This window comes from Laceyella sacchari (genome assembly GCF_024927925.1).
Taxonomy (GTDB): domain Bacteria; phylum Bacillota; class Bacilli; order Thermoactinomycetales; family Thermoactinomycetaceae; genus Laceyella; species Laceyella sacchari.
In genome coordinates this window covers 352,501-375,691 of record NZ_CP103866.1, presented here as the reverse complement: position 1 = coordinate 375,691, position 23,191 = coordinate 352,501, and the positions used below count along the sequence as shown (strand labels likewise).

The window sequence follows — 23,191 nt, the reverse complement described above, 5'->3', positions numbered from 1 at the left end:
TATAGAAACATCGGCAAGGCAGCAAACTAACTCCCAAGCTACGGAAAAGCGAAAGGAGGAAGTCGGTTGATGAAGCAAAACGTGGGCACCGTTGACGCCATCATCCGCATCACCTGCGGGTTGCTCGGATTGACTTGGTGCGTGGTCAAGGGCCGGCGAAACTTCCCCTACATGATCGCGCTGATGTCGGCGCTAAAAGTGGCAGAAGGAATCACTCGCTATTGTCCGATGTTGGATATGTTAAACAAACGAACAACATAAAATCGCTCACTTGTCGAAGTTTGCGCACAGGGAGATCGACGACCATTTATTTGCAAAAAAAACGATTTCCCTGTCAAAGCGCCTTGACACAAGCATTCAATATACAAGTAGAATAAAAATATAAAAAAACAAATACAAATCCCTTGCCTATATTCAGACTTTTTTGTATAATAGTTTCCAAGAATACCAAGTGGAAAGTTGGTTCAAATCAAGATATTTTCAGATTATTGGATTACTTTCGACACCCGTCTTCTCCTCCCTCCCATATTTCGCACAAATCGCAGTGGAGGAATGGACTTGTGCTCCAAACATCATGAACCAGCACTGACAAAAGACAACACTCCCGTGCCATCCGTTGAAACCTCATGCAATGCCCACACCCGGATGGCCGTTTCATAACGTCAAATAGGTGCACAAGGCAATACACGCCGATGCGCTTAACACTGCCAAAAGGTATTACGCTGGCGGATGCCATGAAACCAATTAGTCGGAGGGGGTGCGGGATCCGGTCCCGATTCGCCGTTCGTCGTTCACGGCTAAGGCCGCACGCAAAATGAGCCAAAAGGTGACAACTTCAAGCCAATTGACCATCTGTCAACCCGCAATGTGCAGTTGGTTGTTGATTAAATTTCGTCTATGCCTTAGAATCAAACTTAGAAATTTACTTAACTGAAAGAGTTGTTCACCTTTTTCTTGCAACGATTCGTCATACCCTAGATGAAATTTTAGCCCAATTGATTGAACAAGCGCAAACTGCAACATATTAGATCAGACACCGTCTCTTCAAGTTAGCGTATTGAATCGACAAAAATCGAATATTAACAATCTTGCATACAAAATTCGTCATTTTTTATCGAAAAAAGCAGGACATCATGTAACATGGCGTCGAAAAAAGAATTACAGATTTTCCTGAAGAGAGTAGTGGCAAATGCAATGGATCATGATAAAATGATTGCAAGAGGATGCGAACATATGATCGGCACATAAGAACGACACAACACCATTAAGGAGCGTGAGTGCAATGTCTCTTAGCGAAATGGAAAAAGAAACCGTGATTCAATTTGACGAATCCACAAACCTTGCTACTGTTTACACTGCTAGCTGGACAGTTGCTCGTTCCTTGAAAAAAGCTGGGTACCAACCAACAAAGAAATCCCAAGGTGGTTGGTGGTTTAAAATCCCCGTCAATGGCATCAGCATTCAAGGTGAAAAAGAGACAACGAAAATCGGTTGACTCAAAACCGATGAAGAACAACGAGCCCAAGAGGATGACTAGGCTCGTTTTTTTATAAGCTATTTCAAAAGAAGCCGACCACATCCGTGATCGGCTTTTTATTATAACGCTTTGGCCGCAATATCAGTGCGATAATGCATATCCTTGAAAGAAATTTTGGCCAACTCCTGATAAGCTTTTTCTCGCGCTTTCCCAATATCGGCTCCTGTCGCAGTCACGCCCAGCACGCGTCCGCCAGCAGTAACGACTCCATCTTCTTGCTGTTTGGTTCCGGCGTGGAATACCATCGTGTCTTCCCCCACCTCATCCAAACCGGTAATCGGCAACCCTTTTTCATATGAACCGGGATAACCACCCGCTGCCAAAATCACACAGACAGCAGCCTGCTCACTCCATTGTAGGGATAGCTCGTCCAATGTGCCAGCAATGACCGCTTCCATCACCTCAACCAAGTCGGTCTTAAGCCGCGGCAACACAACTTGTGTTTCCGGATCACCAAATCGGGCGTTGAATTCTATGACTTTGGGCCCATCCGCGGTAATCATCAGACCGGCATACAATACCCCTTTATACTCTATCCCTTCATTACAAAAAGCTTCATGCATCGGCCAAATAATGGTGTCGATCGCTTCTTGCACCACTTTTTCCGGGATTTGCGGAACAGGTGAATACGTGCCCATGCCTCCGGTGTTCGGTCCTTGGTCGTTGTCATACACCGGCTTGTGATCTTGCGCGACCACCATCGGCTTCACTGTCTTCCCGTCTAAGAAAGCCATCAGCGAAACTTCCTGCCCGCTTAAAAACTCCTCAATGACCACTTCGTTCCCCGCTTCACCAAACACCTTCTCTTCCATCGCATCGGCAATCGCCTGTTCTGCCTCGGCCACCGTCTGCGCTACGACTACCCCTTTGCCCGCAGCCAAGCCATCGGCTTTAATCACGATGGGAGCACCTTGCTTACGCACATAAGCCTTCGCTTTCTCTGCATCAGTGAAGGAAGCAAACGCGGCTGTGGGAATGTGATATTTTTGCATCAATTCTTTCGCAAACCGTTTGCTCCCCTCGATCAACGCGGCTTGCTTGCGTGGGCCGAACACTTTGAGACCTTCCTGTTCAAACCGATCAACCACACCTAGCAACAGAGGCACTTCAGGCCCCACGACTGTCAGATCCACTCGCTTTTCTTGCGCGAAAGCGACCAAACCGTCCACATCTTCCACTGCAATCGGTACGCATGTGGCCAGTCCGGCAATGCCTCCATTGCCCGGTGCACAATAAATCTCCGTCACTTTGGGACTCTGCTTCAACTTCCATACAATGGCGTGCTCCCGTCCGCCATTGCCGATCACCAGGATTCGCATTGCTTGTCCCCTCCCATCTCTCTTTTATCACCCCGAACCCCGCATCTAAAGCCAGGAACGCATCAGGACAAGATCAAACTTAATCCGAACAATCCCACTGTCACCAACAAACAGATGAAGGACCACTCTTCCCGGTAAAAAAACCGTTTTCGACTGCGGTAGGCCGCATCAGTGGTCAACACCCCGCCAACGATCAGCGCGATCATAAAGAAAATGCCGCTGGCTGTGCGCAGATGCGCTTGCCAAATCTGTAAATTAAAATCGTATGTCAAATACGATGTGATGCCCGTCAAACATACTGCAAAAACCATCCAACCAAAGGCCCAAGCAAATATCCGCATAGGGTAACCCTCCGTCAGTGTTTTTGTCATAGTATACGCATCAGAAGGGTCCCTCGATACATGGCAAGAAGGTTCTTAGTGTTTGAAATGGCGCATGCCGGTGAAAACCATGGTGATGCCGTGTTTGTTCGCTTCATCGATCGACTCTTGATCCCGAATCGAACCACCTGGCTGGATGATCGCCGTGATTCCTGCTTTCGCGGCTTGTTCTACCGTATCTTTCATCGGGAAAAAGGCATCGGACGCCAGTACGGCACCTTTTGCTTCTGCTCCAGCTTGGTTGAGCGCGATCACTGCCGAACCAACACGATTCATCTGACCTGCGCCCACTCCCAAAGTGCGGGAATCTTTGGCGACCACAATCGCATTGGATTTCACGTGTTTAACCACTTTCCAAGCGAAGAGCAACTGTTTCCACTCTTCTTCACTCGGCGCACGCTCTGTAACTGTCTCACACTGTTCCTGCGTCACTTGCCCCAGATCAGCTTCTTGCACCAAGGCTCCCCCGCCCACCGTCTGCACTTTGAGGCCAGCCGCCGGTTCAGTCAGCGAGCTGTCACCCCATTCCAGCAACCGCAAATTCTTTTTCGTGCTTAACAGCTCTAGTGCCTCTGGTGTGAAGGAAGGAGCAAGAATGATTTCAAGGAAGATTCCTTTCATTTGTTCCGCCGTCTCTTTGTCGATGGGACGGTTTGCCGCCACAATGCCCCCGAAAATCGACACCGGATCGGCTTCATACGCTTTTAGGTAAGCGGCCGAGATGGTCTCACCGATCCCCACTCCACATGGGTTCATGTGCTTCACCGCCACGACAGCCGGTTCGCTGAATTCGCGAACCAATTCCAAAGCAGCGTTGGCATCATTGATATTGTTATAAGACAACTCTTTGCCGTGCAATTGTTTGGCGGAGGCGATGGTACCTGCTGCCGCCCGCGGTTCGCGATAAAAAGCGGCTTGCTGATGCGGATTTTCACCATACCGCAACGCCTGCTGTTTGTTGTAGGTGACAGTCAACTGCTCTGGGAAGGTGATGCCGAGCAATTCGTTGAAATAATTGGCAATCAACGCATCGTATGCCGCCGTGTGCCCAAATGCCTTAGCAGCCAACCGGCGACGTGTCTCCAAGCTCGTGCTGCCATCCTTTTGCAATTGCGCGATCACTTCTTCATAATCCGCAGGATCGACCACAACGGTGACATATTGATGGTTCTTGGCGGCGGAACGAACCATGGATGGACCGCCGATATCAATATTTTCAATGGCTTCTTCCACTGTGACGCCCGGCTTTTGAATCGTCTGCTGGAATGGATATAGATTGACCACAACGAGGTCAATTGCTTCAATCCCGTTTTCCTCCATCGCAGAGAGATGCGAAGGCAAATCGCGGATCGCCAAGAGTCCGCCATGAATTTTCGGATGCAACGTTTTAACTCGCCCATCCATGATCTCCGGAAAATGAGTCACTTCCGAAATACCCGTAACCGGAACGCCCGCCTCTTCCAGCACACGGTGCGTACCTCCGGTGGAGATGATTTCGATCCCCAGTTCAGCCAACTGTTTGGCGAATGAGACAATCCCGGTTTTATCTGAAACGCTGATCAACGCGCGACGAATACCCACCTGCAAATCCTCCCCATCCCTCATGTCAGAGGGTTTTTGAAATGACTGTTAGCCTTTCATGTCCGGCGTTTTAATGGCGCCGGTGATCCATCGATAAACCACTTCCGGATAAAGACGGTGCTCAGCCTGATGAATCTTGGTAGTAAAACTCTCCAAATCATCATCTTCTTCCAGCAAAACAGGAACCTGCGCCAGAAGCGGTCCGGTGTCCATCTCCTCATCGACCAAATGGACACTTACACCTGAGACCTTCACTCCGTAAGCAAACGCCTGCCCGATCGCATCCTTGCCTGGAAAGGCCGGCAGCAGAGATGGATGGATATTCACAATCCGCCATGGATACGCATCAAGCAAAGTGGAACCGATCAACCGCATGTAACCCGCCAGCACAATCCACTCGATACCATGCTTGTCCAGTTCAGCAAGCACAAACGTTTCATAAGCCGCTTTATCAGCAAATGTCTTGGGGCTGACACAAACAGCGGGAATACCCAGCCGCTCGGCCCGCTCCAACACCTTCGCCCCCGGCTTGTCGCATACCAACAACCGGATGGGCACCGGCCACTTTTGGTCTCGCGAGACCTCTACCAATCTCTCAAAATTGCTGCCACTACCTGAAGCAAACACAGCGATGCTCATGCCCAGACCACTTCCCGCGCTCCCTCTGCCACCCGACCGATAACAAACGCTTGCTCGCCGAGCTCCTGCGCCACACGTACCGCTTCTTCTGCTTCCTCGGCCGGCACCGCGATAACCATACCCACACCCATGTTAAAGGTGCGGAACATATCTTCTTCAGACACTTGGCCTGCTTCCTCGATCCAACGGAAAATCCCCGGCACTTCCCAAGAAGACTTGTCAAGCTGCGCCTGGCATCCTTCAGGCAACATGCGCGGCACGTTCTCTATCAACCCGCCGCCGGTGATGTGGGCACCACCCTTGACTTGGAACTGTTGCATCAGCTCAAGGAATGTTTTCACGTAGATTCTTGTCGGAGCCAACATCGCCTCGCCCAATGTTTGCTCAGTTCCCGGTACTTCCGTCGCAAACGGGTAGCGACCATCATCCAGCAACACTTTGCGCGCCAGCGAATAGCCATTGCTGTGCAAGCCATTGGATGCCAAACCGATTAACGCATCCCCAGGGCGAATGGCAGCACCCGTCAACACGCGATCGCGTTCAACGACACCGACGCAAAAGCCAGCAACATCATACTCGCCTTTGGCGTACATGCCCGGCATCTCCGCCGTCTCACCGCCGATGAGCGCGCATCCGGCTTCGACGCACCCGTCGGCAATCCCTTTGACCACCGCTTCCGCTTGTGCTGGAGCCAATTTTCCCGTTGCCAGGTAGTCGAGGAAAAAGAGCGGCTCTGCGCCTTGTACCACCAAGTCATTTACACACATGGCCACGCAATCAATCCCGATCGTATCGTGGCGATCTAGCGCAAAAGCCACTTTCAACTTGGTACCAACGCCATCGGTCGCAGCCACGAGCACTGGCTCCTTGTATGATTTGAGGGCAAACAAGCCGCCAAACCCGCCCAATCCTCCCAGTACCTCATCCCTCATGGTACGGGCGACATGCTTTTTAATGCGATCCACGGTTTCATTGCCGGCATCGATATCGACACCAGCCGCTTTATACGCCTCACTCATCGTTTCCCCTCCAATACCAACTCATCTTCAAGCACAGTGGGGTATTCCCCGGTGAAGCAAGCGATGCAGTGGCCACGGTTTCGCTCACTCGCCGGACGGCCGATCGCACGCAACATGCCTTCCACACTGATAAAAGTGAGGGAGTCGGCCCCAATCTCCTGCCGAATCTCTTCCACTGTTTTTTGGGCGGCGATCAGTTGCTCCCGATCTGGTGTGTCGATGCCATAGAAACACGGATTTTTGACCGGGGGTGAGCTGATGCGCACATGCACTTCCGTCGCGCCAGCTTCGCGCAACATGTTGACAATGCGGCGGCTGGTCGTTCCGCGTACGATGGAATCATCCACCATCACTACGCGTTTGCCGGCCACAACCCCGCGCACGGCGCTTAACTTCATCTTAACCCCTTGCTCGCGCAATTCTTGGCTCGGCTGAATAAACGTCCGGCCCACATAACGGTTCTTGATCAACCCTAACTCATACGGGATACCGGTTGCTTCAGCAAAACCGATTGCCGCTGAAGTGCTGGAATCGGGCACACCCGTAACCACATCTGCTTCAACCGGTGCTTCCTCAGCCAAGATTCGGCCCATTCGTTTACGAGCCGCATGAACATTGACACCGCCGACATTGCTGTCCGGGCGAGCGAAATAAACGTGCTCAAACGAGCAAATAGCCCGCTCCGCTTTGGGTGCGAAGGTCGTCGTCCGCATCCCCTCCGCGTCAAAAACCAGCATTTCACCCGGCTCGATGTCGCGTACAAACTCCGCCCCGATCACGTCAAACGCGCAAGTCTCCGAAGAGAAAACGGTCGCCTCCCCCATCTTGGCCATTGACAAGGGGCGCAAACCATGAGGATCTTCCGCCACAATCAAAGTATCATTGGTCATGATCATCAGCGCATATGCTCCCACCAACTGATTCAACGCCTCTTTAGCCGCCTCCACGATGTTGGGGGCCGAAGATCGGGCGATCAGGTGCGCGATCACTTCCGTGTCAGTCGTCGTTTGAAAAATGGAACCCGACTCTTCCAATTCACGACGCAACTTTTTGGCGTTAACCAAATTCCCGTTGGTCGCAATCGCCAATTCCCCTTTGGCGTATTTAAACACCAAGGGTTGTGCGTTGGCAAGGCCGGTGCCGCCCGTGGTCGAATAACGCACGTGACCAATTCCGGTGGACCCAAGCAGTTGCTTGATATTGTTGTTATTAAACACTTCCGTCACCAAGCCGGTGCCCCTTTGCACCGAAAACTTATGGCCGTCAGTCGTCACAATGCCTGCGCTCTCTTGGCCGCGATGTTGCAAAGCGTGCAAACCGTAATATGTGAGTTGAGCGGCGTCAGCATGGCCGATAATTCCAAAGACGCCGCACTCTTCATTCAGTTCGTCGAGGTCGAAGATGCTTTCATCGCGCATGGAATAGCTTCCTCCCACTGTTTGCTTAAATATGCAACATCCTGCTGAATCACCCGCTCACCATTGATGTGGATGATGAGCTCTTCTTTTTCCGTCACGGTGCCCATCTGCTGGCAAGCTACACCTTTGGCTTCAGCCAGCTTCATCACATCTGCCACAGCGTCCGCCTTTACGCTCAAGATGACGCGGGATTGGCTTTCGCTGAAGAGATGGACAACCGGAGCCAAATCCGTTTCCAGGCTGACCGCCGCTCCTCGGTTGCCGCTGATGCAGCTTTCTGCCAGAGCCACAGCGATACCGCCTTCGCTAACATCGTGCGCCGATTTTACCCAACCGCTGCGAATCGCTGCCAAGACCGTCTGTTGCACAGCCAATTCCTTTTGCAAATCGCAGACAGGCGGGCGGCCGCTAATTTGTCCAGTCACTACATGTTGCAATTCACTTCCGCCCAATTCGGCATAGGTGTCACCCAACAGCAGAATGACATCCCCATCTTCTTTGAATGCTTGCGTGGTGATGTGTTCACGCTTTTGTACCAAACCGACCATACCCACAACCGGGGTGGGGTATATCGGATTGCCTTTCGTTTCGTTATACAAGCTGACGTTTCCGCCAACGACAGGCGTTTCCAATACCCGGCACGCTTCCGCCATGCCATCGATCGCCTTGGAAAGTTGCCAATAAACTTCTGGCTTCTCGGGGCTACCAAAATTGAGACAGTCCGTGATACCAAGCGGCTCCGCTCCGGAACACACGACGTTGCGGGCAGATTCCGCCACGGCGATGCGTCCCCCTTGCACCGGATCAAGATAAACATAACGGCCGTTTCCGTCCGTGGACATCGCCAACCCCTTCTCTGTACCACGAATCACCACTACCGCCGCATCCGAACCGGGACGAACCGCGGTGCTGGTGCGAACCATATGGTCATACTGCTCATACACCCAGCGTTTGGAACCGATGTTGACCGAAGACATCACTTTCGTCAACGCAGCTTGCGGATCAACATCTGCCAGCTCCTCCTCAGGGCGTCGTTTTGCGTTTTCCTCATAATATTGAGGGACGCGTTCTTCACGCACATAAACTGGCGCATCATCCACCAGCGTATTAACCGGGATGTCTGCCACCAATTTGCCTTGATGGAACAAGCGATACCGGTTGCCTTCGGTTACGCGGCCTACTACAGCCGATTGCAAGCCCCATTTGTCGCAAATGGTTTTGATTTCATCCTCCCGGCCAGCTTCTACCACCAAGAGCATGCGTTCTTGCGACTCGGACAGCATGATCTCGTAAGGGGTCATGCCCTCTTCGCGCTGCGGAACCAAATCGAGGTTCATCTCAAGACCGTGCTCACCTTTTTGCGCCATCTCCGCGCTGGAACAGGTAAGCCCTGCCGCACCCATGTCCTGAATCCCGATCAAAATGCCTTTTTGCACCATTTCCAAACAAGCTTCCAGCAAGAGCTTCTCCATAAAGGGATCGCCCACTTGCACAGCCGGACGCTTCTCTTCGGATGACTCATTAAGTTCTTCTGATGCAAACGTGGCTCCGTGAATCCCATCCCGACCGGTGCTTGCGCCTACATAAATCACAGGGTTTCCTACGCCGATCGCAACGCCTTTTTGCAATTCATCATGGTTGAGTATACCCACACACATCGCATTCACCAACGGATTGCCCTCATAGCTGTCTCCATCGAAAACCACTTCACCGCCAACCGTGGGAATCCCGATGCAATTGCCGTAATGAGCAATTCCAGCCACGACTTGTTCAAACAGGTAACGCACCCGCGGATTGCGCAAATCGCCAAAACGCAAGGAATTCAACAAAGCTACCGGGCGCGCACCCATGGAAAACACGTCACGAATAATCCCGCCAACGCCTGTGGCTGCTCCTTGGAAAGGCTCGATCGCTGAAGGATGGTTGTGACTCTCGATCTTGAAGACCACCGCTTGCCCGTCACCGATATCAATGACGCCGGCTCCTTCGCCCGGACCTTGCAACACCCGCGGCCCTTCCGTCGGAAACTTCTTCAACAGCGGTTTGGAATTCTTATAACTACAGTGCTCCGACCACATTACGCTGTAGATGCCCACTTCCGTCCAGTTCGGCAGACGGTTCAAATGACCGCATACCTGGTCGTATTCTGCATCAGTCAAGCCCATTTCTCGATATAACTTTTGCTCGCGAATGATCTCCGGTGTAGGCTCCAAGCCCACACGCTCGACTACTGTTTGTTCAGACCGCACGGCTATTCTCCTTCCAGTATTGAAGCATGGATTTGAAGAGATACTTTCCATCGTCCGAGCCCATCCAGTCAAAAATGGCCCGTTCCGGATGCGGCATCATGCCCAACACATTGCCAGCTTTGTTGCAAATTCCGGCAATGTCGTCCACAGACCCATTGGGATTTTCCCCCGCATAGCGGAATACGATTTGGTTGTTCGCTTTCAGTTCAGCCAATGTCGCTTCATCACAGTAGTAGTTGCCTTCGCCATGGGCGATCGGAATGCGGATCACCTGACCGTCTTCATAAGCGCACGTAAACGGCGTTTGGTTGTTCTCAATCCGAATCGGTTGGATGTCGCAACGGAATTTCAGGTGGTTGTTGCGCATAAGCGCGCCTGGCAGAAGCCCTGATTCACATAACACTTGAAACCCGTTGCAAATCCCGATGACCAGCTTACCCGCCGCAGCCGCATCCTTCACCGCCGCCATCACGGGAGAAAAACGGGCGATCGCCCCGCAACGCAGATAATCACCATAGGAGAACCCTCCCGGCAGGATGACTGCGTCAAAGGAGGACAGATCCGTGTCATGGTGCCAAACCGGGGCTACCGGTTCACCCAAAATGTCTTCAACGGCGTGGATGCAATCATAATCACAGTTGGAACCCGGAAAAATAGGAACGGCAAACCGCACTTACGCCACCTCTTCCAATTCAAATGTGAAATTCTCGATCACTGGATTGGACAGCACTTTTTCGCTCAGCTCTTTGATTTGTTTCTCCGCCTCTGCGCGGCTTTCGCATTCCAAGAGCACTTCCACCCGCTTGCCGATCCGCACATCACGCACGCCTTCAAATCCCAGTGTGTGTAATGAACCTTTGACCGCAACCCCTTGTGGGTCCAATACGCTATCCTTCAAGGTGACATAAATCGTCGCTTTAAACATATTATTTTCCTCCCAAACGATTCCAGATTTCGTGATAAGCTTCCACAACTTGTCCCATGTCGCGGCGGAAACGGTCTTTATCCAACCGTTCGCCGGTTTCCTTTTCCCAAAAACGGCAGGTGTCTGGAGAAATTTCGTCAGCGAGCAAAACATTTCCATCCCCATCCACACCAAACTCCAGCTTGAAATCGACGAGGATGATATTTAGTTCCAACAGAAACGCGGACAGCACTTCATTCACTCGTAGCGCCTGTTCACGAAGTTGGGCCACTTGCTCTGGCGTCGCCAACTCCAGAACGGAGATATGCTCTTCCGTAATCAACGGATCGCCCAGCGCGTCATCCTTGTAATAAAATTCGACAATCGTGTGTTTCAGTTTGGTTCCTTCAGCAATTCCCAATCGTTTCGCCATGGTTCCCGCCGCAATATTGCGAACAACCACCTCAATTGGGATGATTTCTACTCTTTTTACCAATTGCTCAAGTGGCGAAATTGCCTTGATAAAATGGTTAGCAATCCCTTTTTTATTCAGCAACTCGAAGAAAAACGTGCTGATGCGGTTGTTCATTTCCCCCTTGCCTTCCAAGGTGGCCCGTTTCTGATTGTTGAAGGCAGTGGCCGAATCTTTGTATTTCACCCGCAACACCGCACTGTCTTCCGTCAAAAACAGTTGTTTCGCCTTTCCTTCGTACAGCATATCTCCTGGTCTCACAGCTGGTCGCCCCTTTAGCAGAAAAGTGGATGCTGAGGAGAAGAGCACAGTGTGCGTCTCCCCCCATGCACCTTGATAAGAGCTGATTGTAAATCATGCGGTTTTATGCCCGCACCATGAAACAGATGGTCACTTCAAGCCCAGACGCGCAAAAATGGTATCCACCTGCGACAAATGGTAGCTGTAATCAAAGCATTGTTCGATCTCTTCCGGAGACAACGTCTTGGAAATCAACTCATCGCTTTCAACAAGCGGTTTGAACGGTCGTTGCTCTTCCCACGCTTGCATGGCAAGGCGTTGCACACGGTCGTAAGCCTCTTCCCGTTTCAACCCTTTGTTGATCAGACTGAGAAGCACGCGTTGCGAATAAATCAACCCGAAGGTGCGCTCCATGTTCCGTTTCATATTCTCCGGGAAGACGGTGAGATCGCGCACGATGTTGGCAAACCGGTTAAGCAGGTAGTTGAGCAGAATCGTTGCGTCAGGGAGAATTACCCGTTCAACCGACGAATGCGAGATATCCCGTTCATGCCACAGCGGTACGTTTTCATAAGCAGAAACCATGTGTCCACGGATTACGCGGGCCAATCCGCTGATATTTTCGCAACCGATTGGGTTTCGCTTATGCGGCATCGCCGAAGATCCTTTTTGTCCTTTTCTGAAGGGCTCTTCCACTTCGCGGGTCTCACTCTTCTGCAAGCCCCGGATTTCCGTCGCAAACTTATCAAGCGATGTGGCGATCAGTGCCAAGGTCGCCATGTATTCGGCGTGACGGTCGCGTTGCAGGGTTTGTGTGGAAATCGGCGAAGCCTCAAGACCCAGCTTCTCGCACACATACTTTTCTACAAACGGATCAATGTTGGCGTACGTCCCTACCGCGCCGGAGATTTTGCCCACACGCACCGTTTCCATCGCCCGTACGAAGCGTTCCCGATTGCGCTTCATCTCCGCATACCACAGCGCCATCTTGAGCCCGAAAGTCGTCGGTTCCGCGTGTACGCCGTGCGTCCGGCCCATCATCACCGTCGTTTTGTGTTCTTCCGCTTTCGCTTTGATCACTTCGATTAAGTTATCAATATCTTTGAGCAGGATTTCGTTGGCTTGTTTGAGCAGATAAGAAAGCGCCGTGTCGACGACGTCCGTCGAAGTCAGACCGTAGTGGACCCATTTGGATTCCGGCCCAAGCGTTTCTGACACCGCACGGGTGAAGGCAACCACATCATGCCGGGTATCTTGTTCAATCTCATGCACCCGATCAATGTTCACCTTGGCGTTCTTACGGATCTGCGCCACATCTTCCTTGGGGATGACGCCGAGCTCCGCCCATGCTTCACAGGCCAGGATTTCTACTTCCAACCAAGCCTCAAATTTGTTTTGTTCCGTCCAGATCTTTGCCATCTCTGGGCGTGAATAACGTTCGATCATTTGCTTGTCCCACCTTTTTAAGAAAACCTCATTGCTTACTAACAACCATTTCACCGTCGGCACGTATACCGACTGCAAAAATGATTATCTATCATAAATAACCTTTTTTTCTTGTTCCGTCAAAGGTGGCCAGATTCCCGACGCGTCGATCCACGCGATTGCGCTCTCCAAATCATCCACCACCGTGACATGCCCCATCTTGCGTCCTTTTTTCGCTATCTCCTTGCCATACCAGTGCACTTTCACCTGTCCGGGCAACGAGCCGTATGCTTGGTTAAATGCTTCGCCATGCTCCCCCAGAATATTCACCATCACCGCCGGGGAAGTAAGCGTAGTCGGCCCTAACGGCAATCCGACGACAGCTCGTACAAATTGCTCAAATTGGGACGTGAGGCAAGCGTCAAACGTATAATGGCCGGAATTGTGCGGACGCGGTGCCAGCTCATTGACGAGCAATTCGCCAGACGCGAGCACAAACATTTCTACAGCCACCAATCCCACTACCCCAAGCGAGTCAGCCACCTGCTCAGCTAGGCGCACAGCCCGTTCAGCCACGCCTTCAGCCAGAGGGGCGGGAGCCACCGACATATGCAGGATATGATGACGGTGCAAATTGACAGAGGGCGGAAAAGCTTTCACTTCACCGTGAACACTTCGTGCCACCACGACCGAACATTCTTTTTGGAAAGGGATGAATTGCTCCAAAACCAAGGTTTTCCCTTGCTGAAACAGCTCAGCTGGCAATGCGGCCACGTCTTGGTCTGTTTTTAGCATCCACTGGCCTTTGCCATCATATCCGCCTGTCGCTGTTTTCAACACAGCCGGAAGCCCCAACTCAGCCAAAGCTTGCCGCAAGTCGGCTTCTGTTTCAACGGCAACATATGGTGCCACCGGAACGCCAGCCCGAGTGAGCGCTTGCTTCTCCATGAGGCGATGTCGCGTCAATTCAAGCAAGCGGCTACCTTGCGGAACCAGCGTTTGCTGTTCCAGCTTTTTAACGATCTCCGGGTCGATGTTTTCAAATTCATACACGATCAGATCAGCGGCTTCTGCCAAGCGGCGTGCTGCCTCCTGATCATCGTAAGGGGCGCTTACATGCCGGTCGGACACTTGGCCTCCGGGGCAGTCAGCCGCTGGGTCCAATGTGACGAAGCGGTATCCCAACTTTCGCCCCTCGAGAATCACCATGCGCCCCAGTTGCCCGCCTCCCAAAATGCCGATCGTCTGGCCGGGCTTGATTAAGCCCGCTGTCTTTTGCTTCATCGTCTCAATCATTTCAATTCACTTTCCTTTAGCACACGACTACGGATTTGTTCACGCCGTTTGGCTAAACGCTCGCGCAGCGCTTTGTCTTGAATGCCCAACATTTCCGCCGCGAGCAATCCGGCGTTGACCGCCCCGGCATCGCCGATGGCCACGGTTGCAACCGGAACACCCCCTGGCATCTGCACAATTGAAAGCAAAGAATCCATCCCGTTTAGAGCGGATGTCTTGATCGGTACTCCGATCACCGGCAAAACCGTTTTTGAAGCGACCATGCCTGGCAGATGCGCCGCACCACCCGCACCAGCGACAATTACTTCAATGCCGCGCTCTTCCGCCGTTTCCGCGTATTGAAACATCTCATCCGGTGTCCGGTGAGCGGAAACGACTTTCGCCTCGTGCGGAATTTCTAACTCGGCTAATACGTCGCATGCCTTTTGCATCGTCGGCCAATCTGAAGTGCTCCCCATTATGACTCCAACTTTTGGTTTCACCATGATCCGTCTCCTTCTATCTATTCTTGATGAAGACAAGCCTAATCAACAGCCTTTCTTAGATGCGAGTGATAGAAGTCTACTACTTAGGCTTAGCTTCATCCAACTTTCTACAGACGATGATGTGGATGTGAGATTTCCTCCTCAACCACATATCCAGTGTAACAATGAACCTGTGAAAAAGTCAACGGTAAAAACGAACATTAACCAATCATCAACAACCAGTGTTCGTGTTTATATGTGATTTTCTGTTGTATATCGGCCATGAAAGCGTTAAGCTAAATAAATTCATGAACATTCCCCAATGAAACGAAAATGATCGATAAAGGTTTTCCTGTTAATGCATGTCAATCAGATGATCCCCTCTGGTTAGCGGCCATGTCATTTTCGGAACTCCGGGTGCCAAAAAACCCCCCCTCCCCACAAGCGTACTTGCGGAAGGGGGACTTTTTACCGATTTAGTCCAATGGCTGTGCTATCGCGCGATGAATCTCCAGCTCCATAATACCGTTTTTTTCTCCAGTCAATCCAAATCGCGTTTACATTGCCTATCTCCGTTGGCTCGCTTTCAAAGCGGTGGCCCATTCGCGTCAACTCTTCCCGCGCTTGATCAGGAACCCCTTTTTCCCAACGGATGGTGGGATAACGAGCGCTGTAGATGCGTGGCTCTTCAATTGCCTGCTTCAAATCCAACCCCTTGCCCAGCTTATTAAATATCACCTGATAGACAGACGCGATAATTGTCGCTCCTCCAGGTGACCCCACCGTCATCAGCGGTTTTCCGTTTTGAAATATTATGGTGGGAGCCATGCTGCTCCGCGGTCGTTTATTCGGTCGCACTTCGTTGGGGCCTCCCGGCTTAGCGTCGAAATCGGTCAGCTCATTGTTTAGGAAAAAACCATATCCCGGAACCATGATGCCCGTACCGAATTCCTGTTCAATCGTGGTGGTGTAAGACACCAGATTTCCCCAACGGTCAGCCACCGTAAAATGGGTGGTCTGTCCGTTTTCGTGATCCTCCCATACGTTCGACCTCATCCCCTTTTCTTTTTCATACTTCCAAGGGTCACCCGGTTTCACATCCTTGTTAGCTTGCTCCCTGTTGATCAGTGCGGCTCTCTCGGCGATATAACGCGAATCCAGCATTCCTTTGATAGGAACATCGACAAATTCGGGATCTCCCAGATAAGCGGCCCGATCGGCATAAGCTAGATGCATTGCTTCGGCGAACAGATGGTACTTCTCTGCAGAACGCAAATCCACATCCTTGGCATCCACTTGTTCCAACAGCTTTAAGATATGAAGAACTGCCACACCTCCTGAACTTGGCGGAGGCATGGTAGCCACTTTTACCCCATGCAACGATCCCCAGAGCGGTTTGTCCATGGTTACTTCATATCGCACCAAATCGGATAACGCCATTGCTCCGTTCCGCTTGTTCACTTCCTTAACAAGTGCTTTTCCAATCGGCCCACCATAAAACGCATCAATCCCTCGCGCTTTAATCAAGCGAAACGTGCGGGCCAAGTCGCGTTGCACCAACCAATCCCCTTCTTGTAAGGGTTTCCCATCAGGCACAAATAAATCGCGTGCAGCGGTGCGGGACAGCCATTCCTGATTCTCAGCGATGGATCGGGCCAGCGTTCGGTTCACCCTAACTCCTTTTTCCGCCAACCGGATCGCCGGATCGATCAACTCCTCCAGAGAACGGGTACCCCATCGGTTAAGCGCTACATCAAGCCCTTTCAATGTGCCGGGAACGCCGACAGCATACCCTTCATGCGCACGGACGGAGAAGGGGATTTCCTTTCCATTTTCGTCCAGAAACATCCGGGGGTGGGCCGACATAGGTGCCCGTTCACGGCTGTCGACAATGCTTACCTGTCTCCTATCTGCATTATAAACCATCATAAATCCGCCACCGCCGATGCCAGACATCATTGGCTCCACCACATTAAGAGCAAATTGAATGGCTACTGCCGCGTCCACTGCATTGCCCCCATTGCGCAACACATCTGCCCCCACCTTTGATGCTAAAGGATGGGCTGTCACCACCATTCCGGTTTTGCCAGTTGCTATCCCGTCTCCCGCCGTTAAGTCCTGTCCATCCCGTTTCATTGACTTGGCTGGCGATTCGACAGTCATACCCAAGACGAGAAGTAGACTTAACCCAATGGCAAAGCACACTTTCCGAAGCCGCAAATAAATCCCTCCTCGTGTTTGGTCGATGGCTCCACCATAGAGGTTCACGTGTGGATGACGAAAAAAGCGACGGCGTGCCTGCCGTTCATTCACAGCCAAGTTGGCAGCACCCCTTACAAGAAAGAACACAAAAGCGTGATCACCGCATTTCTGTGCATGACAAAGTGGGGATAAGATGTGTCTGATGTATGAGCCAACTGCTCCAAGCCGGTTATCGCATCGTATTACTTGCCCATCAGCGTGTTAGATTTTTATCAGCATCCCCATCCATCAGCCTAATTTGTCAGATACACACAAGGGATAGCCAACAACGTCGCCATTTCGTTCATCCACCTTATAATCCATCTATTATAAAAATTTTATTCTAAATTTACAGATAATAATTCCTTCTTGATTTTTTAATTGTTATCTTCATCCTTATTCCTAAACAATCTTACAAATGGCCGGCATTCACGTCCATTTTTTCCTCAAACCACACCTCAATCCAATCAAAAAAGCATGGCTCCTCATTTTTAAAACATCCATAGCAACTGACTGTGCCGGCACTTATAAGGACTGGTCTCACCATCTCTCATCTCGCTAAACATCCATCCTCTTCTGCCAACTTGACTGGCTTTCCCAATCTGTTGGCTGACTAGATGACTAGGGCGTGTCTGGTGAATGATTAATTGAGCCACATGATCAAGGAAATCAAGGTAATGGCGGCACAAAAATAAACCGCCCGTTTTTCATAACGAGTGGCGAAGCCACGCCATTGCTTCAGGCGGTTAATACAGCGTCCAATCACGTTTCGGCGTGAATATTGTTCTTTGTTGAAGGTCAGAGGACGCCCCGGCTTTTTGGCCCGACGCTCCGCCTGATCTCTGCGTTCGGGGATGGTATGGGAAATCCCACGTTTTTGAAGAAATCGACGACAAGACGGATAACTGTAGCCGCGATCGGCAATCAGATGATCCGGCCTCTTGCGAGGCCTTCCTTTTCCCAAACAGGGAACGGAAATGGAATCGAGTAATGCTTGTAATTGGGTACAGTCATGCTGTTGACCGGGAGTGATTGTAAAAGCAAGCGGTCGACCTTTTCCGTCACAAGCAAGATGGATTTTGGTCGTCAGACCTCCGCGGCTTCGTCCGAGTGCCTCATTCTGGAAGCGAGGGTCCCCCTTTTTTCGGCGCGCCTGCGGCGTGCTGATGAGCTCGGACAATCGTGCTGTCAACGAAAACAACCCAATCGACATCGGAAACGGCGTGGGAGTAAGTCTGAACATGCTTAAGCAAGCGATCCCACGTCCCATCCTTTTGCCAACGTGTAAAACGATAGTAGCAAGTTTTCCAAGAACCATAACGTGCAGGCAGATCCCGCCAGGGAGCTCCCGTCCCAAACTTCCACAGGATTCCGTTCAAAATGGTTCGGTGGTCTTTCCACTGTCCGCCTCGTTTCCCATTCGAAGGCAATAAAGGCTCGATCTTTTCCCAAGCCTCATCTGTAATCTCATAACGCCGTCTCATCATGATGTCTCCTTGCTTTTGTTGTTATGAACATTCTAACAGGAAATCATGATGGATTCACCAGACACGCCCTAGCTGGGTTGCCCACAGCTCGCATCAATCATCCATGCTTGCATCAGCAATACCACCCGATCATGACCACGAACAAAGCAAACATCTTAGACTGGCTGTGTGTTATTTTGGGATGCAGAAAAGCTGCTACAACTAGATATCAATCATTCCGCTCTTACTTCCTTGTCCGACTACATATAGGTTTGGTCAGCAAGATATTTTGTATCTAGTTAACGATCTATCATCACCTAGATCCCCTGTGGGTTGAGAGATCATTCGGCGAGTGATAGGGAGCAAAGCAAAATGAAAAAGCCCTGTGAGTGAATAACCCCAGAGCGAATTCCCCATTCTTATATTTGATAATATGCAAGAAACAACATAAGAATGATCAGGCAGATACCAAGTAAAATGAAATAAATTCCCGTAAAAATAGGAGGCAACTTTACAACCAGGAAATATCCAATCATCTTGAAAAAGCTAGTTGGATTAAGGTCGAATTTCATCATTTCTCTCACTTCTTCTACCTTTTTTCGGCGCATAAATATTCCCAAACCTATTAAAATCATTCCAATGATGATAAATACCCACTCATCTTACACCTCGAAAAGATTTATTACTTCCGTCATATGCAGATTAAACACCTTGTCACTTGCTCTCAAAATGACTCTAGCCATTGAACCATCGATTGCACTCATAATAAAACCCGTAACTAAGATAGTCGTAGCCCTTTCATAGAGAATTTCTCAATATCCGTCCAAAATCTACTTTTTATACCAGATTGTTAGTGACATTAATCTCCTTTTATTATGTTAGTAGCTAGTATGATCTTTGAACAATCTTTCGGATTTAAATGATCAAATCCACTCTATAGATAACTCCATCCAGTTTCCTAAATGAACGCCAGTGCCTATAGGGGTTTACGTCAGTACCCGATTGGTTGACTTGATTCCCGAACACGCCATTACACTACATCAGCGTTATCAGTCAGTACCACAACATCTCCATGTCTATTTCAGTGATTAAAATAGGTCGTTCCACTACAAATCATGCTTATTGTTTTTTGCACCATAGGTATGGTTCGCTAGAACGAATTTATTTTTGATCCGTTTCATAGATGAGATGTGGAAAATATGTAAATATGTGTCTTTGCATGATCTCGGCGATACGATGAGCTTCGGCACCTCAATGATTAGCTCAACGCCTAGATACGGGAAACGAAGCAACTCCAAATTTATCCACCCATGCAACGAAGTTATGTACATGAGACCATTTCTCTTCCTTGTCCTAAGGCTCCGAATGGTAACCAATGAGCTGGGTATTGCTGAATGAACAAGAATGACCTTGTTTCCGAACAACTCTGCCCCTTGGCACTGGCAATGCCACATGATGAAGCCATTTACCAATGCAAAACAAAGCAAAAACCCCACTTCATTCTGAAGTGGGGGTTGGTAGCCTGGCAACGACCTACTCTCCCAGGGCTTAAGCCCAAGTACCATCGGCGCTGGAGGGCTTAACTTCCGTGTTCGGTATGGGAACGGGTGGATCCCCTCCGCCATCATCACCAGACGTTATGTTGTTGTTTCAAGGTGTGAACCACACCCTGAAAATTAGATTGGAATAAAGCGTGTTGCAAGATGAAGAGATGAAGTAGGATAAGCCCTCGACCGATTCGTATCCGTCAGCTAAACGCATTGCTACGCTTACACCCCGGACCGATCAACCTCGTCATCTACAAGGGGTCTTACTTCCACAGGGGAATGGGAAATCTCATCTTGAGGGGGGCTTCGCGCTTAGATGCTTTCAGCGCTTATCCCGTCCGCACTTGGCTACCCAGCGGTGCTCCTGGCGGAACAACTGGTACACCAGAGGTGCGTCCATCCCGGTCCTCTCGTACTAAGGACAGCTCCTCTCAAATTTCCTACGCCCACGACAGATAGGGACCGAACTGTCTCACGACGTTCTGAACCCAGCTCGCGTACCGCTTTAATGGGCGAACAGCCCAACCCTTGGGACCTACTACAGCCCCAGGATGCGATGAGCCGACATCGAGGTGCCAAACCTCCCCGTCGATGTGGACTCTTGGGGGAGATAAGCCTGTTATCCCCGGGGTAGCTTTTATCCGTTGAGCGATGGCCCTTCCACTCGGAACCACCGGATCACTAAGTCCGACTTTCGTCCCTGCTCGACTTGTAGGTCTCGCAGTCAAGCTCCCTTCTGCCTTTGCACTCTGGAGCGCGATTTCCGACCGCGCTGAGGGAACCTTAGAGCGCCTCCGTTACTTTTTAGGAGGCGACCGCCCCAGTCAAACTGCCCACCTGACACGGTCCTCCCGCCGGGTGACGGCGGCGAGTTAGAACCCCGATACGACCAGAGTGGTATCCCACCGGCGTCTCCACCGAAGCTGGCGCTCCGGCTTCTCAGACTCCCACCTATCCTGTACAAGTCGTACCTAGATTCAATATCAGGCTACAGTAAAGCTCCACGGGGTCTTTCCGTCTTGTCGCGGGTAGCCAGCATCTTCACTGGCAGTACAATTTCACCGGGTCTCTCGTTGAGACAGCGTCCAGATCGTTACGCCTTTCGTGCGGGTCGGAACTTACCCGACAAGGAATTTCGCTACCTTAGGACCGTTATAGTTACGGCCGCCGTTTACTGGGGCTTCGGTTCAGAGCTTCGCTTGCGCTAACCCTTCCCCTTAACCTTCCAGCACCGGGCAGGCGTCAGCCCCTATACATCGCCTTGCGGCTTAGCAGAGACCTGTGTTTTTGCTAAACAGTCGCCTGGACCTCTTCACTGCGGCCCCCTCGGGCTTTCACCCTACCGGGGCACCCCTTCTCCCGAAGTTACGGGGTCATTTTGCCGAGTTCCTTAACGAGAGTTTTCCCGAGCACCTTAGGATTCTCTCCTCGCCTACCTGTGTCGGTTTGCGGTACGGGCACCTATTTTCTCCTAGAGGCTTTTCTTGGCAGTGTGAGATCAGGAACTTCGGTACTGATGATTTCCCTCGCCATCACAGCCCAGCCTGTAGAAAGGACGGATTTGCCTATCCTTTCGGCCTCACTGCTTGGACGCGCACTTCCAGTCGCGCGATTCCCTACCCTCCTGCGTCCCCCCATCGTACAAACGAAAATAGGTGGTACAGGAATATCAACCTGTTGTCCATCGCCTACGCCTTTCGGCCTCAGCTTAGGTCCCGACTAACCCTGAGCGGACGAACCTTCCTCAGGAAACCTTAGGCTTACGGTGGAGGGGATTCTCACCCCTCTTTTCGCTACTCATACCGGCATTCTCACTTCCAAGCGCTCCACCACTTCTCACGAAGCAGCTTCGCTGCTGCTTGGAACGCTCCCCTACCATGCCACCGCATTCACTCCAGCTTCCACACATCGTTTCGCTATGGCATTTAGCCGAAAAGATGTTTTCGGCAAATGTCCTTCGCCGACGATCATGAAAGACAGAGTGAATGTGGCGGCATCCACAGCTTCGGTGAATCGTTTAGCCCCGTTACATTTTCGGCGCAGAGTCACTTGACCAGTGAGCTATTACGCACTCTTTGAATGGTGGCTGCTTCTAAGCCAACATCCTGGTTGTCTGGGCAACTCCACATCCTTTGCCACTTAACGATTACTTGGGGACCTTAGCTGGTGGTCTGGGCTGTTTCCCTCTTGACTACGGATCTTAGCACTCGCAGTCTGACTCCCGGACATGAGTCGATGGCATTCGGAGTTTAACTGAGTTCGGTAACCCTGTGGGGGCCCCTAGCCCAATCAGTGCTCTACCTCCATGACTCTTGATCCGAGGCTAGCCCTAAAGCTATTTCGGGGAGAACCAGCTATCTCCGGGTTCGATTGGCATTTCACCCCTACCCACACCTCATCCTATGGTTTTTCAACACCAACAGGTTCGGACCTCCATTCCGTGTTACCGGAACTTCATCCTGGACATGGGTAGATCACCCGGTTTCGGGTCAACGACTACGTACTGAAGCGCCCTGTTCAGACTCGCTTTCGCTGCGGCTCCAGCTTTTCACCTTAACCTTGCACGCAACCGTTACTCGCCGGTTCATTCTACAAAAGGCACGCCGTCATCCCTCAAGGGGACTCCGACTGGTTGTAAGCACACGGTTTCAGGTTCTCTTTCACTCCCCTCCCGGGGTGCTTTTCACCTTTCCCTCACGGTACTGGTTCACTATCGGTCGCTAGGGAGTATTTAGCCTTGGGAGGTGGTCCTCCCAGCTTCCCACGGGGTTTCACGTGTCCCGCGGTACTCAGGATCCGTCTCGGAGGGGAACGAATTTCGGTTACAGGGCTGTTACCTTATATTGCCGGCCTTTCCAGGACCAGTTCACCTATTCGCTCCCTTTGTGACTCCGTGTGAGACGTCCTACAACCCCGATGGCACAAGGCCATCGGTTTGGGCTGTTCCCGTTTCGCTCGCCGCTACTCAGGGAATCGCGTTTGCTTTCTCTTCCT

General features: G+C 51.1%; 17 protein-coding genes, 2 rRNA genes and 1 pseudogene (1 of these 20 cut by a window edge). 2 read left to right on the top strand and 18 right to left on the bottom strand.

Features of this window, described 5'->3' with window-relative positions; all coding sequences use genetic code 11:
• Positions 1 to 69 precede the first annotated feature (69 nt).
• Positions 70 to 261: a YgaP family membrane protein gene (locus NYR52_RS02035; protein ID WP_022735639.1), complete on the top strand. Its 192-nt coding sequence runs from the start codon at positions 70 to 72 to the stop codon at positions 259 to 261.
• 1,021 nt (positions 262 to 1,282) lie between these two features.
• Positions 1,283 to 1,495, top strand: coding sequence for a hypothetical protein (locus tag NYR52_RS02030; RefSeq protein ID WP_132223324.1), 213 nt, complete (start codon positions 1,283 to 1,285; stop codon positions 1,493 to 1,495).
• 101 nt (positions 1,496 to 1,596) lie between these two features.
• On the opposite strand, the gene purD is transcribed toward NYR52_RS02030, so the two are convergent.
• The 18 genes and pseudogenes from purD to NYR52_RS01945 all read right to left on the bottom strand — a co-directional run.
• The gene (purD, locus tag NYR52_RS02025; RefSeq protein ID WP_259436179.1) at positions 1,597 to 2,856 is read right to left on the bottom strand and encodes a phosphoribosylamine--glycine ligase; all 1,260 of its coding nucleotides are present in this window, start codon (positions 2,854 to 2,856) and stop codon (positions 1,597 to 1,599) included.
• 62 nt (positions 2,857 to 2,918) lie between these two features.
• Positions 2,919 to 3,197: a hypothetical protein gene (locus tag NYR52_RS02020; RefSeq protein ID WP_132223318.1), complete on the bottom strand. Its 279-nt coding sequence runs from the start codon at positions 3,195 to 3,197 to the stop codon at positions 2,919 to 2,921.
• A 75-nt stretch (positions 3,198 to 3,272) separates the two neighbouring features.
• Positions 3,273 to 4,817: a bifunctional phosphoribosylaminoimidazolecarboxamide formyltransferase/IMP cyclohydrolase gene (gene purH / locus NYR52_RS02015; protein WP_259436178.1), complete on the bottom strand. Its 1,545-nt coding sequence runs from the start codon at positions 4,815 to 4,817 to the stop codon at positions 3,273 to 3,275.
• A gap of 48 nt (positions 4,818 to 4,865) precedes the next feature.
• Entirely contained in the window at positions 4,866 to 5,456 is a 591-nt protein-coding gene (purN, locus tag NYR52_RS02010) for a phosphoribosylglycinamide formyltransferase (protein ID WP_132223312.1), read from the bottom strand.
• Complete coding sequence (purM, locus tag NYR52_RS02005) at positions 5,453 to 6,475, bottom strand: phosphoribosylformylglycinamidine cyclo-ligase (RefSeq protein WP_132223309.1); 1,023 nt, start codon at positions 6,473 to 6,475, stop codon at positions 5,453 to 5,455. Before purM ends, purN begins: the two co-directional genes overlap by 4 nt.
• Positions 6,472 to 7,893: an amidophosphoribosyltransferase gene (gene purF, locus NYR52_RS02000; RefSeq protein WP_132223306.1), complete on the bottom strand. Its 1,422-nt coding sequence runs from the start codon at positions 7,891 to 7,893 to the stop codon at positions 6,472 to 6,474. The genes purM and purF overlap by 4 nt, the downstream gene beginning before the upstream one ends.
• Complete coding sequence (purL, locus tag NYR52_RS01995; RefSeq protein WP_259436177.1) at positions 7,857 to 10,142, bottom strand: phosphoribosylformylglycinamidine synthase subunit PurL; 2,286 nt, start codon at positions 10,140 to 10,142, stop codon at positions 7,857 to 7,859. Before purL ends, purF begins: the two co-directional genes overlap by 37 nt.
• Positions 10,132 to 10,815: a phosphoribosylformylglycinamidine synthase subunit PurQ gene (gene purQ / locus NYR52_RS01990; protein ID WP_132223301.1), complete on the bottom strand. Its 684-nt coding sequence runs from the start codon at positions 10,813 to 10,815 to the stop codon at positions 10,132 to 10,134. The genes purL and purQ overlap by 11 nt, the downstream gene beginning before the upstream one ends.
• Positions 10,816 to 11,067, bottom strand: a complete 252-nt coding sequence (gene purS / locus NYR52_RS01985; RefSeq protein ID WP_022735629.1) for a phosphoribosylformylglycinamidine synthase subunit PurS — start codon at positions 11,065 to 11,067, stop codon at positions 10,816 to 10,818. It abuts the gene before it with no gap.
• A 1-nt stretch (position 11,068) separates the two neighbouring features.
• Positions 11,069 to 11,779 (bottom strand): phosphoribosylaminoimidazolesuccinocarboxamide synthase, encoded by a 711-nt coding sequence (gene purC, locus NYR52_RS01980; RefSeq protein ID WP_259436176.1) that lies wholly within the window; start codon positions 11,777 to 11,779, stop codon positions 11,069 to 11,071.
• Positions 11,780 to 11,908: 129 nt separating this feature from the next.
• Positions 11,909 to 13,204 (bottom strand): adenylosuccinate lyase, encoded by a 1,296-nt coding sequence (gene purB, locus NYR52_RS01975; protein WP_132223294.1) that lies wholly within the window; start codon positions 13,202 to 13,204, stop codon positions 11,909 to 11,911.
• Between the two features lie 84 nt (positions 13,205 to 13,288).
• Entirely contained in the window at positions 13,289 to 14,479 is a 1,191-nt protein-coding gene (gene purK, locus NYR52_RS01970; protein WP_259436175.1) for a 5-(carboxyamino)imidazole ribonucleotide synthase, read from the bottom strand.
• A complete protein-coding gene (gene purE / locus NYR52_RS01965) occupies positions 14,476 to 14,964 on the bottom strand; it encodes a 5-(carboxyamino)imidazole ribonucleotide mutase (protein ID WP_054095606.1) in 489 nt (162 codons plus the stop codon). Before purE ends, purK begins: the two co-directional genes overlap by 4 nt.
• Before the next feature lie 447 nt (positions 14,965 to 15,411).
• Positions 15,412 to 17,106 (bottom strand): gamma-glutamyltransferase, encoded by a 1,695-nt coding sequence (ggt, locus tag NYR52_RS01960; protein ID WP_259436712.1) that lies wholly within the window; start codon positions 17,104 to 17,106, stop codon positions 15,412 to 15,414.
• A gap of 721 nt (positions 17,107 to 17,827) precedes the next feature.
• A protein-coding gene (locus NYR52_RS01955) for an IS5 family transposase (protein WP_375163159.1) occupies positions 17,828 to 18,668 on the bottom strand; the annotation gives its coding sequence in 2 pieces (ribosomal slippage) (positions 17,828 to 18,331 and positions 18,333 to 18,668; 840 coding nt in all).
• A 401-nt stretch (positions 18,669 to 19,069) separates the two neighbouring features.
• A pseudogene (locus NYR52_RS16690) lies at positions 19,070 to 19,303 on the bottom strand (hypothetical protein); the annotation flags it as partial.
• 867 nt (positions 19,304 to 20,170) lie between these two features.
• A 5S ribosomal RNA gene (rrf, locus tag NYR52_RS01950) occupies positions 20,171 to 20,285 on the bottom strand.
• 82 nt (positions 20,286 to 20,367) lie between these two features.
• Positions 20,368 to 23,191: ribosomal RNA gene (locus tag NYR52_RS01945) — 23S ribosomal RNA — on the bottom strand; it runs 214 nt beyond the window's last position.

Coding starts and splice junctions, on each gene's coding strand:
- purF (WP_132223306.1), bottom strand. CDS start 7,893: ATGCGCGATGAAAGCATCTTCGACCTCGACGAACTGAATGAAGAGTGC.
- ggt (WP_259436712.1), bottom strand. CDS start 17,106: ATGACTGTCGAATCGCCAGCCAAGTCAATGAAACGGGATGGACAGGAC.
- NYR52_RS02030 (WP_132223324.1), top strand. CDS start 1,283: ATGTCTCTTAGCGAAATGGAAAAAGAAACCGTGATTCAATTTGACGAA.
- purE (WP_054095606.1), bottom strand. CDS start 14,964: ATGGTGAAACCAAAAGTTGGAGTCATAATGGGGAGCACTTCAGATTGG.
- purM (WP_132223309.1), bottom strand. CDS start 6,475: ATGAGTGAGGCGTATAAAGCGGCTGGTGTCGATATCGATGCCGGCAAT.
- NYR52_RS02035 (WP_022735639.1), top strand. CDS start 70: ATGAAGCAAAACGTGGGCACCGTTGACGCCATCATCCGCATCACCTGC.
- purB (WP_132223294.1), bottom strand. CDS start 13,204: ATGATCGAACGTTATTCACGCCCAGAGATGGCAAAGATCTGGACGGAA.
- purN (WP_132223312.1), bottom strand. CDS start 5,456: ATGAGCATCGCTGTGTTTGCTTCAGGTAGTGGCAGCAATTTTGAGAGA.
- purK (WP_259436175.1), bottom strand. CDS start 14,479: ATGATTGAGACGATGAAGCAAAAGACAGCGGGCTTAATCAAGCCCGGC.
- NYR52_RS02020 (WP_132223318.1), bottom strand. CDS start 3,197: ATGCGGATATTTGCTTGGGCCTTTGGTTGGATGGTTTTTGCAGTATGT.
- purS (WP_022735629.1), bottom strand. CDS start 11,067: ATGTTTAAAGCGACGATTTATGTCACCTTGAAGGATAGCGTATTGGAC.
- purD (WP_259436179.1), bottom strand. CDS start 2,856: ATGCGAATCCTGGTGATCGGCAATGGCGGACGGGAGCACGCCATTGTA.